General features: G+C 68.5%; 13 protein-coding genes. All 13 read right to left on the reverse strand.

Annotated features, from left to right (window positions below):
• Nucleotides 1-527: 527 nt before the first annotated feature.
• Complete coding sequence (tyrS, locus tag LDQ05_RS09725; protein WP_226436734.1) at nucleotides 528-1805, reverse strand: tyrosine--tRNA ligase; 1278 nt, start codon at nucleotides 1803-1805, stop codon at nucleotides 528-530.
• Nucleotides 1806-1812: 7 nt separating this feature from the next.
• Nucleotides 1813-2430 carry a DNA-3-methyladenine glycosylase gene (locus LDQ05_RS09730; protein ID WP_372461067.1) on the reverse strand — a complete coding sequence of 206 codons (618 nt, stop codon included), beginning with the start codon at nucleotides 2428-2430 and terminating at the stop codon, nucleotides 1813-1815.
• Nucleotides 2431-2449: 19 nt separating this feature from the next.
• Nucleotides 2450-2671 (reverse strand): Trm112 family protein, encoded by a 222-nt coding sequence (locus LDQ05_RS09735; protein ID WP_226436737.1) that lies wholly within the window; start codon nucleotides 2669-2671, stop codon nucleotides 2450-2452.
• A 38-nt stretch (nucleotides 2672-2709) separates the two neighbouring features.
• Nucleotides 2710-5673: an AMP-binding protein gene (locus LDQ05_RS09740; protein WP_226436787.1), complete on the reverse strand. Its 2964-nt coding sequence runs from the start codon at nucleotides 5671-5673 to the stop codon at nucleotides 2710-2712.
• Between the two features lie 135 nt (nucleotides 5674-5808).
• Complete coding sequence (gene argH, locus LDQ05_RS09745) at nucleotides 5809-7251, reverse strand: argininosuccinate lyase (RefSeq protein WP_226436739.1); 1443 nt, start codon at nucleotides 7249-7251, stop codon at nucleotides 5809-5811.
• Nucleotides 7252-7253: 2 nt separating this feature from the next.
• Nucleotides 7254-8453 (reverse strand): argininosuccinate synthase, encoded by a 1200-nt coding sequence (locus LDQ05_RS09750; protein ID WP_226436740.1) that lies wholly within the window; start codon nucleotides 8451-8453, stop codon nucleotides 7254-7256.
• Between the two features lie 50 nt (nucleotides 8454-8503).
• Entirely contained in the window at nucleotides 8504-9013 is a 510-nt protein-coding gene (locus tag LDQ05_RS09755; protein ID WP_226436741.1) for an arginine repressor, read from the reverse strand.
• 2 nt (nucleotides 9014-9015) lie between these two features.
• A complete protein-coding gene (gene argF / locus LDQ05_RS09760; protein WP_226436789.1) occupies nucleotides 9016-9945 on the reverse strand; it encodes an ornithine carbamoyltransferase in 930 nt (309 codons plus the stop codon).
• A gap of 2 nt (nucleotides 9946-9947) precedes the next feature.
• Complete coding sequence (locus tag LDQ05_RS09765; protein WP_226436742.1) at nucleotides 9948-11153, reverse strand: acetylornithine transaminase; 1206 nt, start codon at nucleotides 11151-11153, stop codon at nucleotides 9948-9950.
• Nucleotides 11150-12082 (reverse strand): acetylglutamate kinase, encoded by a 933-nt coding sequence (gene argB / locus LDQ05_RS09770; RefSeq protein ID WP_226436744.1) that lies wholly within the window; start codon nucleotides 12080-12082, stop codon nucleotides 11150-11152. Before argB ends, LDQ05_RS09765 begins: the two co-directional genes overlap by 4 nt.
• Nucleotides 12079-13335, reverse strand: a complete 1257-nt coding sequence (argJ, locus tag LDQ05_RS09775; RefSeq protein WP_226436745.1) for a bifunctional glutamate N-acetyltransferase/amino-acid acetyltransferase ArgJ — start codon at nucleotides 13333-13335, stop codon at nucleotides 12079-12081. Before argJ ends, argB begins: the two co-directional genes overlap by 4 nt.
• Nucleotides 13332-14405: an N-acetyl-gamma-glutamyl-phosphate reductase gene (gene argC, locus LDQ05_RS09780; RefSeq protein WP_226436746.1), complete on the reverse strand. Its 1074-nt coding sequence runs from the start codon at nucleotides 14403-14405 to the stop codon at nucleotides 13332-13334. The genes argJ and argC overlap by 4 nt, the downstream gene beginning before the upstream one ends.
• Nucleotides 14406-14592: 187 nt before the next feature.
• Nucleotides 14593-15012, reverse strand: coding sequence for a hypothetical protein (locus LDQ05_RS09785; protein ID WP_226436747.1), 420 nt, complete (start codon nucleotides 15010-15012; stop codon nucleotides 14593-14595).
• Between the last annotated feature and the right edge of the window lie 26 nt (nucleotides 15013-15038).

A 15038-nucleotide genomic window follows, 5' to 3' on the forward strand; every position in this document is an offset into this window, starting at 1 on the left:
AAAGACTCTCGATCAACACCCCGAAGGGCCGATCAGTCATAGACAAAAGAGCCGAATCACTAGCATAAAAACTCAAACTAGCAAAAACACTGACCATCACAGACGGAAGAATGTGACAGTCAGCAACAACCACCCACAAAAGTGGGGTGGTCGCACCAAATAATATTGGCACTGACATTCATCGGCACACTGTTGAGTTCTCAAAGAACACGCACACACCATCACGTTCCGAACCGCATGTTCGAACCGCTCCGGGGCAACCGTTCCAATCTAGCACAGTCGATCTGCGAGGCGCAAAGTCACTCGCGCCACACTCGATTCGACCTTGTTCTCCCGACCTGAACAGTACTGCATCCCCGATTCTCTCGTTTCGGGGTGTCCGTCCCTGTCGCTCGAACGACGACAAAGTTACGCCGCCGCTACCGGGAGGTCAAATCGCCTGGTCAAAGACCCGAACAACGATCCGAGCGGCATCGGACCCGAATGGCCCGACCGCGAATCCTCCCGGCACCGGCTCCGTGGCCCGGTCAGGTCCGCAGGACACGCACCCCGGCGAAGTTGCGCTTGCCTCGACGCACGACGAGCCACCGCCCATGGAGTAGATCGGCGTCGGCCGGCGTCCACTCCTCGTCACCGATACGCGCGTTGTTGACCGATGCCCCGCCTTCCTTGACCGTGCGGCGGGCCGCTCCCCTGCTCTCGCACAGTCCGGTGGCTACGAGCAGGTCCACGATCGACGACGGCTCACCCGGATGGATATCGACCACCGACGCCTCGGTGACGGCGGCCGCGAGTGTCGCCTCGTCGAGATCCGCCAGTTCGCCCCTGCCGAACAACGCGCGGCTGGCGAGTTCGACGGCGCGGGTGTTCGCCTCACCGTGCACCAGCGTGGTCATCTCGGCGGCGAGGCGTTTCTGCGCTTCCCTCGCGTGCGGACGTTCGGCCGTCGCGGTCTCCAGCGCTGCCAGCTCGTCCCGATCGAGGAAGGTGAACCACCGCAGGTACTTGATCACGTCGGCGTCCGCGGCGTTGACGAAGTACTGGTACCACGCATACGGGCTGGTCATCTCCGGATCCAGCCACAGGCTTCCACCACCGGTCGATTTCCCGAACTTCTTGCCGTCGGACGACGTCACGAGCGGAACCGTCAATGCGTGCACGGACGCACCGTCGGTGCGTCGGTTCAGTTCGACGCCGGCGATGATGTTCCCCCATTGGTCGGATCCCCCGACCTGGAGCACGCAGCCGTGCCGACGTCGCAGCTCGACGAAGTCGTTGGCCTGCAACAACATGTAGCTGAACTCCGTGTACGACATCCCGTCCGCCTCGAGGCGACGCTTGACGGTGTCGCGCGCGAGCATGACGTTGACGGAGAAGTGTTTGCCGATGCCCCGCAGGAAGTCGATGGCGCTCAGCTGCCCCGTCCAGTCCAGGTTGTTCGCGACGACCGCGCCTGTCGGGGAATCGTCGACATCGACGAAGCGCTCGAGCTGACCGCGGATCCGGTCCGCCCAGTCCGCAACGGTGTCGGCCGAGTTCATCGTCCGCTCGCCGACGTCGCGCGGGTCGCCGATCATTCCTGTCGCTCCACCGGCCAGCACGATCGGCCGGTGCCCGGCACGTTGGAACCGTTTGAGCGCGAGCAGGGGGACGAGGTGACCGGCATGCAGACTCGGTCCGGTCGGATCGAATCCGGTATACAGCGTGACCGGGCCCGCATCGAGCTCTCGTCGCAACGCGTCGAGGTCGGTCGATTGGGCGATGAGCCCACGCCAGGTCAGTTCGTCGAGAATATGCTCAGTCACTCCCCGATCATCCCACCCCACCGGATACCGCCGGTGCCCGCGGGCTCCTCCGGTATGCGGAGACACCGGCCGCGCCGGTGATCCACAGCCGCCACGGGCGCTCCGCGGCGACGCTGACGCCGACGCGTGGTCCGCAGCTCACCGGGTCGGTGGTGGCGTCGAGTGTCAGCTCGACATCGGCGCCGGCGGCGAAGACGTCCAGGCCGTTGTCGGCGAGTGTGAGACCCAACGCGGCGGCGAGATTGCCTGGTCCGCGCGCCAGGTTCGAGGCCGGTGTCCCCGCGGTTCTCCTGGTCCGGGCGACGGCGGCTCCGTCGAGGACTTCGGCGCCGCGGAGCAGCACGGCGGCGGCGACCCCGTCGGGACCGACGGAGATGTTCGCGCAGTGGTGGATTCCGTAGCTGCGGTACACGTACAGATGACCGACCGGCCCGTACATCACGCGATTGCGATCGGTGGGACCCCGATACGAGTGCGCCGCGGGATCGGGCCAGGGCCCGTCCTCCGGTCCGCCGTACGCCTCGACCTCGGTCACGCGGACCACCACATCGCGCGCCGCGATGCGGGCTCCGAGAAGGGCGTGTGCCGCCTCGAGGGGAGTGAGAGCGGCCAGGTCTTCCGGCATCATCGGGGACGGGCGCCGCTCAGTTCTGTGTCCACCCCGCCGATCCGCGCGCGACGAAGTCCTCGTGCTCCGCATCCGAGACGTCGCGGGCATCGTCGACGAGCAGCACGGGGATGCCGTTCTCGATGGGGTACGCCCTCCGGAGTCGGGGGTTGTACAGCACCGTGTCGTCTACGAGCAGCAGCGGCCCCTTGTCCTGCGGGCACGCCAGGATGCTCAACAACGTGGGATCGACGGCCACGGATGTCCTCTCGACAGGGGGAAACGAACGAGCCCACACTACCGCGCGGCCGGCCCCGCATGGTCCGAGCCCGCCGTCCAGGCTGCTGCGACGGCCTTGGTGAACCGCTTGTAGGTTCCCGTCTCCCGGTCGGCATACCAGGACCGCGCGCTGGGCTTGGGCAGCCCCCGGGAACGCAACGCGTCCACGATCGGCCGATACGACGGACTCAGCGTGATCTGCGGGACGACGTGCACGAGGTCCGGGCGTTCGTCCGCGGGCACCGCATCGAGCGCCGCGGTGATCTCCGCGGCCGTGGGGGCACGGTTTCCTCGCAGGGTCACTGCCGCCACCGCGATGTCCGTCTCGCCCACCGCGACGCCGTAGGAGACAACGAGGTCGATGCGCGGGAGCATTCCGAGGACGTCGACGACCGGCATCGTGAACACCGGTCCGTGTTCGGTGACGACGACGGTGCGCTTGTTGTCGAGCAGCCAGTAGTCCCCGTCGGAATCGCGGCGGAAGAGGTTCTCCGTGGGTACCCACACGTCACCGGGTTCGAAGACGCTGCGCATCACACCCGTCAACGCTTCGGTGGATGCGCTGGGCCTGCCGAGCAACAGTCCGACCTCGTCGTCGGCACAGTCACGCACGAAACCGCGCTCGTCCTCGAGCAGTCGCCCCGCGGCGGGGTCGTACGCGGCGAGTCGAATGTCGACGCTGCCGGGCAGCGGCCGTCCCTTCGCACCGATCTTGGCGCCCGACACGTTCGCGAGGACGACGTCACCCTCGGTCGATGCGTAGAACTCGAGGATCCGGGCCGGGGCGAACTGTTCCATCGTTCGTCGCCACAGTCCGGGGGTCATTCCGGACCCGATGAACAGGCGCACGGGGTGGCTGGCGTCGACGTGCAGCGACGGGCTGTCGAGGATCTCCCGCATCATCGACCAGGTGTAGGTGACCACGGTGACCCCGTAGCGGTGGATCTCGTCGCTGAATCGAGTGGGGTCGAGTTCCCGAGACAGAGCGATCCGTGCACCGCCGGCGAGCGCGCCACCGAGACTCACCAACAGTCCCGACGAGTGGTGCAGCGGGGCAAGGCAGTACATGGTGTCGCCGCGCCCCAGCGCCGCGGCGGTCGCGGTGCCGAACGCGGACAGCGCCCAGCGGTAGTTCGTGATCCGCTTCATCTCGAGGGTGCGTCCGCTTCCGGTGAACAGCACGAAGGCCAGTTCGCGGGCGAGACCCGGGTCGCGCACGTACCACCCGGGGAGTTGGACGCCGGTGAGGTCGTACCGTTCGAGATCGACGACGTCGGCCTCGGGATCGACGTCCAGATCTCGGACATCGCCTCCGCCGAGGACGAAGACCGGCAGCCCCGTTGCGGTGGCGGTGTCGAGGTGTTCCGGGTCGGTGATGATCTTCTCGACGTCACCGAGGTGCAGGGTTTCGGGCAGGTCCGCGCCCGGCGCGAGCAGTACCGACACACCCCCGATGCGGGACACCGCCGCGACCGCCGCCATCGCGCTGGGTCGGGTTCCCATGAGGATCCCGACGTGCATGGCGGGCCGGACACCGTTGTCGACGAGGCCGAGCACGACCCGATCGATCCTGTTGTCGACCTGTCGATAGGTGTAGACCCGGTCGTCGAAGATGAAGACCTCGCGCTGCGCCCCCTTGCGCAGCTGCTCCGACAGGAGTGCACCGACCGAGATTCTGGTCCGCGGCTGGATCTGCCCGAGACGCGCGAGTCGCGGAAGCGCCCGCGCGGCTTCCTCGGAGATGTCCCGCGCGCCGCGCACGCTTCCCGCCGCGATCTGCGCGAGGCCACGCCCGATGTCGGTGCCGACCTCGGCGATGGTGGCCGCAGCGTGCGTCAGTCGGTTCCCGAAACTCACTCCGCTCTCGTCGTCGCGGTGCGGGTCCGGTGGGAGCATGGGGTGGACGCCGACGGGGCGGTCGCCGAGGCCTTCGCGCCACTGCACCCACTCCGCGACCGCGGGCCACGTCTGCTCCCCTGCCACCGTGCCCACGACCAACCCGAAATGGCCTGCTCTGAGGGAGTATTCGTAGGTCTCGGCGCGGGGAGCGGCCCGCCGGATACCGCGGACCGCGAGCGGCTGCCCGATGTCGTCGACCTCGCCGACGAACGCGAGGATCGGGCAGGTGATCTCCGCCAGGCTCACCGGGCGGTCGTTGATGACGAACCCTCCGTTGACCATCCGGTTGTGGGCGATGAACTGTCGTAGCAGTTCGGCGACGGCCGGGCCCGACCACGCGACCCAGCCCTCCGTGTCGAGGAATCGTCGTTGGGGTTCGCGCGGCAGCAATGCCTCTCGGTCGTGGAGTTGCAGCAGGAAGTCGATGCGGGAGCGGACCGTCTTGACCGGGTCGAGAAACTGGAAGCCGGTCCGGGCCATCCACCCGGAGATCGCGAGTCTGTTGAAGACGTGATCGGCCAGGAAGTCCGCGGATCTGGATGCCACGACGTCGGGAATTCCGAACGGAAGCGCCGCGAGGGTGTCGACGGGACTTCCGAAGGTGATGAGGCTGGCGATATCGCGGCTGCGTCGGTACGCCGCGACCTGGTAGCAGAACATCCCGCCCTGCGAGTACCCCGAGAGGTGGATGTCACGACCGGTGTACTCGTGGACGAGGTCGATGATCTCGTCGAGCGCGACGATGTGGTCGGTGAGGGTGCGGCCCCACCCGCCCTCTTCGCGATCCGGTGATCCGAAGTCCACGACCCACGGGTCGAGGCCCATCGCGTGGAGCATGCCCACCGCACCGGTGTCGCGGGTGACGTCGTAGACGTTCGCCGACATCATCATCGGCGGTACCAGAACGACGGGTGCACCGACCGCATCGGCGTCGACGTCGGGGAAGTATCTGCGCAGGCGGTACATCGGTGTGCGTTCGACGATCTGGAACGGGGACCGTGTCGATCCGGTCTCGAGGCCTCCGAACCGGATCACCTCCAGTCCGTTCTGCGCGGTCGCCACCACTCGCCGCAGTGTTCCCATCACCGTCCCACCGCTCAGTGCCACCAGCCGCACCCCTCCACGCGTTCCGCTCTCCATCTGCCTGTCGTTCTACCGACCGGGCCGGTTCCCAGACTGCCACATTCGGGAACCGGCTCGGACGTAGTACCGGTGAGCTCAGCCGCGGATCCAGGAACGCAGCGTCGACGAGTTGCTGCGCACCCGGTGGAGTTGCTCTGCGACGCGCACCCCGGCGGTACCTCCGCGCGCGTTGCGGGAGGCGACGGATCCCTCCACGGTGAGGACCTCGCGCACCTGCGGTGTCAGCGCGGGATCGACCGCGGCGAGTTCCTCGTCGGTGAGGTCCTCGAGACCCACCCCGCGTGATTCCGCGGCCCGCACGCAGGCGCCCGCAGCTTCGTGCGCGACCCGGAACGGCACGCCCTGACGGACCATCCACTCGGCGATGTCGGTCGCAAGGGTGAATCCTGCGGGCGCCAGTTCGGCCATCCGGTCGGTGTGGAACGTCAGGGTCGACACCAGCCCGCTGATCGCGGGCAACAACAGTTCGAGTTGCGCGACCGAGTCGAAGACCGGTTCCTTGTCCTCCTGCAGGTCACGGTTGTACGCGAGCGGTTGCGCCTTGAGGGTCGCGAGGAGCCCGGTGAGGTTCCCGATGATCCGGCCCGCTTTGCCGCGGGTCAGTTCGGAGACGTCGGGGTTCTTCTTCTGCGGCATGATCGACGAGCCTGTCGACCATTCGTCGGCGAGCGTGACGTACCCGAATTCCGGTGTGCTCCAGAGGATCACCTCTTCGGCCATGCGGGAGAGGTCCACCCCGATCTGCGCGAGCACGTACGCGGCTTCGGCAGCGAAGTCGCGAGAGCTGGTCGCGTCGATCGAGTTGTCGGCGGCCGAGTCGAAGCCGAGGTCCGCCGCGATGGCGTCGGGGTCGAGCCCGAGGGAGGATCCGGCGAGCGCACCGGACCCGTACGGGGAGACCGCCGCCCGCTTGTCGAAGTCGCGGAGCCGGTCGACGTCGCGCAGCAGCGGATGTGCGTGCGCGAGGAGGTGGTGCGCGAGCAGCACGGGTTGCGCGGCCTGCAGGTGGGTCTTGCCGGGCATGATCGCGTCCGGGTGCGCGGCAGCCTGCCCGGCGATGGCGTCGACGACGTCGAGGACGCCGTCGCCGATCGTCCGGACGGCGTCGCGCAGCCACATGCGGAACAGCGTGGCGACCTGATCGTTGCGCGACCGTCCCGCGCGCAGGCGCCCACCGACCTCGGGACCGACACGCTCGATGAGACCGCGTTCGAGGGCGCCGTGGACGTCCTCGTCGGAATCGGCGGGAGCGAAGGCGCCGGAAGCGACGTCGTCGGCCAACCGACCGAGACCGTCGAGCATGGTGGTGAGGTCGTCGTCGCTGAGCAGTCCCGCCCGGTGCAGAACCTTCGCGTGGGCGCGGGAGGCACGCACGTCGTACGGGGCCAGCGCCCAGTCGAAGTGGGTGGACTTGCTCAGCGCGGCCATGGCGGCGGCCGGTCCGGATGCGAACCGGCCGCCCCACAGGGCCCCTTCGTTGGTGCCCTGGGTTCGGGCACCGCCGTCATGGCTGCCCATGCCTACAGACCCAGATCGCGCTTGGCGGCGACCTTCGAGGACAGCCCGTGGATCTGGACGAAGCCCTTGGCGTTGGACTGGTCGAAGCTGTCACCCTCGTCGTAGGTGGCGAGGTTGAAGTCGTACAGCGATTCGGGGCTGCGCCGACCGTTGACGGTGATGTGCCCGCCGTGCATCGACATGCGGATGTCGCCGGTGACGCGTTCCTGGGTCTGTGCGACGAACGCGTCGAGCGCGTACTTCAGCGGTGAGAACCACAGGCCGTCGTACACGAGCTCGCTCCACCGCTCCTCGACGCGCCGCTTGTAGCGGCCGAGTTCGCGTTCGAGCGTGACGTGCTCGAGTTCCTGGTGCGCGGTGATCAGTGCGATCGCGCCCGGAGCCTCGTAGATCTCGCGGCTCTTGATGCCGACGAGGCGATCCTCGACCATGTCGAGGCGGCCGACTCCCTGCGCGCCGGCGCGCTTGTTGAGTTGCTGGATCGCTTCGAGGACGGTGACGTGTTTGCCGTCGATCGCGACGGGCTTGCCGGCCTCGAAGCTGATGATCAGCTCGTCGGGGGCCTGCCAGTTCAGGGTGGGGTCCTCGGTGTAGTCGTAGACGTCCTTCGTCGGGGCGTTCCACAGGTCCTCGAGGAATCCGGTCTCCACGGCACGTCCCCACACGTTCTGGTCGATGGAGAACGGCGACTTCTTGGTGACGTTGATCGGCAGTCCGTGCTCACCGGCGAACGCGATGGCCTTTTCGCGGGTCCACGCGTAGTCGCGGACGGGTGCGATGACCTGGAGGTCGGGGGCGAGGGCGCCGAAGCCGACCTCGAAGCGCACCTGGTCGTTGCCCTTGCCGGTGCAACCGTGGGAGACGATGGTGCCGCCGTGTTCGCGGGCGGCCTGCACGATGTGCTTGACGATCAGCGGGCGGCTGATGGCCGAGACCAGCGGGTAGCGATCCATGTACAGGGCATTGGCCTGGACGGTGGGCAGGCAGTACTCGTTGGCGAACTCGTCCTTGGCGTCGACGACGATCGCTTCGACGGCTCCGCAGTCGAGGGCGCGCTGACGCACGACCTCCATGTCCTCGCCGCCCTGGCCGAGATCGATGGCGACGGCGACGACCTCCTTGCCGGTCTCCTTGCCGATCCAGCTGATGGCGACGGAGGTGTCCAGCCCGCCCGAGTAGGCGAGTACGACGCGATCGGCCATTGTGATGATGCTCCTTCGTGCTTGTTCGCAGTGCGTCTGTCTGTGGTGGGTCAGGCGAGTGATTCTATTCTCGCTGCGAGTTCTGCCCCTGTGGTCGGTTCGCGGGCGATGACCGCGATGGTGTCGTCTCCCGCGATGGTGCCGACCACCTCCGGTAATGATGCACGATCGAGCGCGCTGGCCAGATAGTGCGCTGCGCCCGGGGGTGTGCGCAGCACGGCGATGTTGCCGCTCGCGTCGGTGGAGACGAGCAGTTCGCCGAGCAGTTTGGAGAGCCGGTCGGTACCGCCGGTGATCCCGCGCACGGGGTTGCCGTCCTCGGGAACGACGTACACACCGGCGCCGCCGTCGGCCGCGCGCAGCTTGACGGCACCGAGTTCTTCGAGGTCCCGGGAGAGGGTGGCGGTGGACACCTCGATGCCGTCGGCGGCGAGCAGCGCGGCGAGTTCGGTGTGGCTGCGCACCGGGCGGCTGGCGAGCACCGAGACGATGCGCGCCTGCCGTGCGGCCCGGGTGGGGACGCCGGCGCGGTCGTCGGTGTGCCCGGCCGTGGTGTTCACGGTCAGCTCCCGCTCTTCTCGAGCAGCCACACGAGCAGTGCCTTCTGTGCGTGCAACCGGTTCTCGGCCTCGTCCCACACGACGGAGCGATCACCGTCGATGACGTCGGCGGTGATCTCTTTGCCGCGGTATGCGGGCAAGCAGTGCAGGACGATCGAGTCGGGATCCGACAGCGCGAGCAGTTCGTCGTTCAGTTGGAACGGACGGAACGCGGCCTCCCGATCGAGTCCGTCGTTCTCCTGTCCCATCGACACCCAGGTGTCGGTGACGAGCACGTCGGCGCCGGTGGCCCCGGCGCGCGGGTCGTCGGTGACGGTGACGCTGCCGCCGGTCTGCTCGGCGCGGGCACGGGAATCGGCCACGACCTGCGGGTCCGGGGTGAAACCGGCCGGTGCGGCGATCGTCACGTGCAGCCCGGCCGTGACACCGCCGAGCATCAGCGAGTGCGCCATGTTGTTGGCTCCGTCACCGAGGTAGGTCATCCGCAGTCCGGCGGTGCGGCCCTTGTGTTCGCGGATGGTCTGCAGGTCGGCGAGGACCTGGCACGGGTGGAAGGTGTCGGTGAGCGCGTTGACCACGGGTACGGCGGAGTGGGCGGCGAGGGTATCGACGCGGTCCTGTCCGTAGGTGCGCCACACGACCGCCTTCGTGAACCGGGAGAACATGCGGGCGGTGTCGGCGAGGGATTCTCCCTTGCCGATCTGGGTGGAGCCGGCGTCGACGACGATCGGGTGTCCTCCGAGCTGGGCGATGCCCGCGTCGAACGAGAATCGGGTGCGGGTGGAGGTCTTGTCGAACAGCACGGCGACGCTGTACGGGCCTTCGAGCGGGCGGCGTACGAGCGGATTCTTCTTCAGCTCGGCGGCGAGTTCGAGGACCTCGGTCTGCTCGGCCGGGGTGAGGTCGTCGTCGCGCAGGAAATGTCGGACCATGGTCACTTTCCTCCTGCCTGTGCGGGGTCGGATTCGACTGCGGTGTCGAGGATCGCGGGCAGTGCCGTCACGAACGTCTCGGCCTGTTCCTCGGTGAGGATCAGCGGCGGTGCGAGACGGATCACGCCGGGGGCTGCGGCGTTGACGAGGAAACCGGCGTCGCGGGCCGCGGTCTCGACCGCGGCGGCCTTCTCGGCGGTCAGAACGATGCCGCGCAGCAGTCCGGATCCGCGGACGTGGTCGACGAGCGGGTGTCCGAGTTCCTCGATGCCTGCGGCAAGGGACTTGCCGACGGACTCGACGTGATCGACGAGGTTCTGCTCGTCGATCACCCGCAGCACTGCCAGCGCGGCCGCCGCACACACCGGATTGCCACCGAAGGTGGTGCCGTGTTTCCCGGGCCGGAACAGGTCCGCGGCGGGTCCGGTCGCGATCACCGCGCCGATCGGCAGTCCCCCGCCGAGGCCCTTCGCGAGGGTCATCACGTCGGGGACGATCCCGGCTGCCTGGTGGGCGAAGAAGGTGCCGGTGCGGGCGACTCCGGTCTGGACTTCGTCGAGCACCAGCAACGCGCCGCGTTCCGCGGTGATGCGCCGAGCAGCGGCGAGGTAGCCGTCGGGGGGCACGACGACACCGGACTCGCCCATGATCGGTTCGAGGAACACCGCGGCGGTGTTCTCGTCGACGGCCGCGTCGAGAGCGTCGAGGTCACCGTAGGGGACGAATTCGACACCGGCGGGCATCGGTTCGAAGGGTGCGCGTTTGTCTGGTTGCCCGGTGAGGGCGAGCGCCCCCATGGTCCGTCCGTGGAACGCCTTCTCCGCGGCGATGATCTTGGGCCGGCCGGTGAGCCGCGCGATCTTGAACGCGGCCTCGTTGGCCTCGGTGCCGGAGTTGCAGAAGAACACCCGGCCGTCGTGCCCGAAGTGCGCGAGCAGCCGTTCGGCGAGATCCAGGACGGGCGGTGAGGCATAGAGATTGGAGACGTGACCGAGCCGGTTCAGCTGGGCCGTGACGGCCTCGATGATCGCCGGGTGCCGGTGGCCGAGGCTGTTGACGGCGATACCGCCGAGCAGGTCGAGGTACTCCCGGCCGTCGGCGTCCGTCAGGACGGCTCCGTCACCGGCGACCAGGGCCAGTTTCGGCACACCGTAGTTGTGCATGAGCTTGTCCGCCCAGCGCTGCTGGAGGTCAGAGGTGCCGGTCATGCGTGTCCTTCCTCACCGGGCACGACCATCGTGCCGACGCCTTCCTCGGTGAACAGTTCGAGCAGTACGGAGTGCGGCTGTCGGCCGTCGATGACGTGGGCGGTGGGTACGCCACCGACCACGGCCCGCAGGCACGCTTCCATCTTCGGGACCATCCCCGCGTCGAGGGACGGCAGCAGCGCGGTGAGCGCCGCCGTGTCGATCTCGGAGGTGAGCGAGCTGCGATCGGGCCAGTCGGTGTAGAGCCCTTCGACGTCGGTGAGCACGACGAGTTTCTCGGCGCCCAGGGCCTCGGCGAGCGCCGCCGCCGCGGTGTCGGCGTTGATGTTGTGCACGACCCCGTCCGCGTCGGGAGCGATCGTCGACACGACCGGGATACGTCCGGCGGCGATGAGGTCGAGGACTGCGGCGGGGTCGACGCTGGTGACGTCGCCGACGAGCCCGATGTCGGTGTCGGAGCCGTCGACGACGACGGTGCGGCGGGTCGCGGTGAACAGTCCGGCGTCCTCACCGGAGATGCCGACGGCGTACGGGCCGTGACTGTTGATCAGACCGACGAGTTCACGTCCGACCTGGCCGAACAGGACCATGCGGACGACGTCCATCACCTCGGGGGTGGTGACGCGGAAGCCTCCGCGGAACTCACCTTCCATCCCGAGGCGCTTCAGCATCGCATTGATCTGGGGTCCGCCGCCGTGCACGACGACGGGATGGATGCCGACGGTGCGCAGAAACGCCATGTCGGCGGCGAAGGCCGCTTTGAGGGTGTCGTCGACCATGGCGTTGCCGCCGTATTTGACGACGACGACCTTGTCGCGGAACTTCTGCAGCCACGGCAGCGCCTCTGCGAGAACGAACGCCTTCTGGTGGGACGTCAGTGCTGCGATCACGTCGTCGGTCACGTGTCCTCCCGATGCCCGGCCGGTCATGACGAGTACGCCGAGTTCTCTTCGACGTAGGCGTGCGACAGGTCGGTGGTGCGGATCGACACCTCTGCGTCGCCGACGGCGAGATCGATGTCGAGAGCGATGTCGATGCCGGTGAGGTCGACGTCGCGGGCACCGGGTGCGCCGGCCCCGTCGATGCACACCGGGCTGCCGTTGAAGGAGACGGCGATCCTGTCGGGGTCGAGCGTGATCGGCGCGACACCGATCGCCGCGAGGACCCGGCCCCAGTTGGGGTCGGATCCGAACAGCGCGGTCTTGACGAGGCTGTCGCGGGCGACGGTCCGCGCTCCGATCAGCGCGTCGTCCTCGCTGGCCGCACCCCGCACGGTGACGGTGACCCGCTTCGTGACACCTTCCGCGTCCGCCATCATCTGAGCAGCGAGGTCGTCGCACACGGCGAGGACCGCGGCGTCGAGTTCGTCCTGGGAGACCGAGATTCCGCTGGCACCGGACGCGAGGAGCAGCACCGTGTCGTTGGTGGAGGTGGCACCGTCGATGTCGAGGCGGTCGAAGGTGAGCCGGGTGGCGTTGCGCAGCGCCTGGTCGAGTTGCTCACCGGAGGCGACGACATCGGTGGTGACCACGCAGAGCATGGTGGCCAGGGCCGGGGCGAGCATCCCGGCGCCCTTGGCCATCCCACCGACGTTCCATTTGTCGGTGTGGTGCAGCGCCGCCTGTTTCGGGACGGTATCGGTGGTCATGATGGCGTACGCCGCGTCGGTGCCACCGGAGATGCCGCCGGCGAGTTCGTGCACGATCTCCTCGACACCGGCGAGGACCTTGTCCATGGGCAGCCGGTCGCCGATCAGTCCGGTGGAGCACACCGCGACCTCCCCGGCGCCGGTTTCGGTGCCCCAGTTGCTCAGGGCCGCGGCGACGGCCTCGGCGGTTGCGTGGGTGTCCTGGAAGCCGCCGGGCCCGGTGCAGGCGTTGGCGCCACCGGAGTTGAGGATCACGGCACGCAACGCGTGGGAGGTGAGGACCTGCTGCGACCACAGCACCGGGGCCGCTTTGACCTTGTTGGTGGTGAACACGCCGGCCGCGGTCAGCTCCGGTCCCTCGTTGAACACGAGGGCGAGGTCGGACCTGCCGCCGGTCTTGATGCCCGCGGGGATCCCTGCGGCACGGAACCCGGCGGGGCCGGTCACGCCCTGGGTGCGGACGAGCCGACCGCCGGCGACCTCGACGGCGTCCGCGTAGACGTGCTCGGCGTGCTTGTCGGTGTTGTCGGTCACGGTGCCACTCCCACGGCGGGCAGGCCGGCGGTCTCGGGGAGACCGACGGCGAGGTTCATGGACTGGACGGCACCGCCGGCGGTGCCCTTGGTGAGATTGTCGATTGCGGCGATCGCGACGAGCATTCCGGCGTCGGTGTCGACGGTGACGGCGACCTGCGCGACGTTGGATCCGACCACGGCACCGGTCGCGGGCAACACGCCCTCGGGCAGCAGCTGCACGAACGGTTCGTCGGCGTATGCCTTCTCGTAGACCGCGCGGATCTCGTCGACACCGGCTCCGGTGCGCGCGGTGCAGGTCGCGAGGATGCCTCGGGGCATCGGCGCGAGAACCGGGGTGAACGACACCGATACGGGCGCGCCGGCGAGGGCGGCGAGGTTCTGGGCGATCTCCGGAGTGTGCCGGTGGGCACCGGCGATGCCGTAGGCCCGCACCGAGCCCATGACCTCGGAGCCGAGCAGGTCCACCCGCGGCGACTTGCCGGCACCGGAGGTCCCGGACACGGCGACGACCTGCACGGCCGGTTCGACCAGCCCGGCCGCGACCGCCGGAGCGAGCGCGAGCGTCGCCGACGTCGGATAGCAGCCGGGCACCGCGATCCGGGTGGCACCGGCGAGCAGGTCTCGCTTGCCGGGCATCTCCGGCAGCCCGTACGGCCAGGTTCCGGCGTGCTCGCTGCCGTACCACCGCGTCCAGTCGTCGGCGTTCTCGAGTCGGAAGTCGGCGCCGCAGTCGATGACGACCGTGGTGTCGGGGAGTTGCTCGGCGAGGGCGGCGGAGTGCCCGTGCGGCAGACCGAGGAAGACGACGTCGTGCCCGGCCAGCGACTCGAGGTCGGTGGGCGCGAGCACTCGATCGGCGAGCGGATGCAGGTGCGGATGGAATTCGCGCAGTGACGCACCGGCGTTTCCGCCGGCGGTGAGCGCGCCGATCACCAGCGAACCGTCCTGGTGAGCGGGGTGCGCAAGGAGCAGACGCAGAACTTCGCCGCCCGCATAGCCGCTGGCTCCCGCCACCGCGACCCGGAGCGGCGACTGCGGAGTCGCCGTGAATGCCGGTGAGTTACCCATGCGATTGATTATGCACCGTCGTGCAAACTAATTCACCCTGGGGTTCGTTTCCCGCCTCCGGCGGCCCGAGCGAATGTATCGCTCGCTCGACTCGATCGACTGAGCGATACATTCGCTCGGCGGCGGGCGGAGCCCGAGGGCGACGGGCACAGCGGGACCGGCCGGCGGGACCGGCCGGCGGGGCGGGTCAGCGACCCATCGAACGGCGGATCTCGGCGAGTTTGTCCGCGGCAGCCTTCTTGCGGTCCTCGTACTGCTCCTCGAGGGTCCGGCCCGATTCCGACTCGCGTGCCAGCTCCTCGGATCCGATGGCCGTTCCCACGCGGCGCTCGATCTTCTCCCGCACCGAATCGAAGGTCGGTACACCCGACGCGGTGTAGCCGGTGACCTCCTCGATCGTCGGCGTCACCGGCCCCGGTCCGACACCGGTGATGTCGGGCTCGGGACTCGGTTCGGGAACGATCGGCGGCACATCCGGAATGTCGGGGGCCGGGGGTACGTCCGGCACCGACGGCGTCTCCGGACCCGCCGGCGTCACGTCGGGGACCGGTTCATCAGGCCGGTCCGGATCCGGCTCCCGGCCCGGGGTCGACTCGTCCGTGGTCATGACCCCAGGCTACGTCCCCGCGACCA

Origin of the sequence: Rhodococcus yananensis (genome assembly GCF_020515525.1) — a bacterium.
Classification (GTDB): domain Bacteria; phylum Actinomycetota; class Actinomycetes; order Mycobacteriales; family Mycobacteriaceae; genus Rhodococcus; species Rhodococcus yananensis.

What these genes read in the sequence shown, in the direction of transcription:
- LDQ05_RS09730 (WP_372461067.1), bottom strand. Translation starts at nt 2,430, where the DNA reads ATGCCGGAAGACCTGGCCGCTCTCACTCCCCTCGAGGCGGCACACGCC.
- LDQ05_RS09740 (WP_226436787.1), bottom strand. Translation starts at nt 5,673, where the DNA reads ATGGGAACACTGCGGCGAGTGGTGGCGACCGCGCAGAACGGACTGGAG.
- argH (WP_226436739.1), bottom strand. Translation starts at nt 7,251, where the DNA reads ATGGGCAGCCATGACGGCGGTGCCCGAACCCAGGGCACCAACGAAGGG.
- LDQ05_RS09750 (WP_226436740.1), bottom strand. Translation starts at nt 8,453, where the DNA reads ATGGCCGATCGCGTCGTACTCGCCTACTCGGGCGGGCTGGACACCTCC.
- argF (WP_226436789.1), bottom strand. Translation starts at nt 9,945, where the DNA reads ATGGTCCGACATTTCCTGCGCGACGACGACCTCACCCCGGCCGAGCAG.
- LDQ05_RS09765 (WP_226436742.1), bottom strand. Translation starts at nt 11,153, where the DNA reads ATGACCGGCACCTCTGACCTCCAGCAGCGCTGGGCGGACAAGCTCATG.
- argB (WP_226436744.1), bottom strand. Translation starts at nt 12,082, where the DNA reads ATGACCGGCCGGGCATCGGGAGGACACGTGACCGACGACGTGATCGCA.
- argC (WP_226436746.1), bottom strand. Translation starts at nt 14,405, where the DNA reads ATGGGTAACTCACCGGCATTCACGGCGACTCCGCAGTCGCCGCTCCGG.
- LDQ05_RS09785 (WP_226436747.1), bottom strand. Translation starts at nt 15,012, where the DNA reads ATGACCACGGACGAGTCGACCCCGGGCCGGGAGCCGGATCCGGACCGG.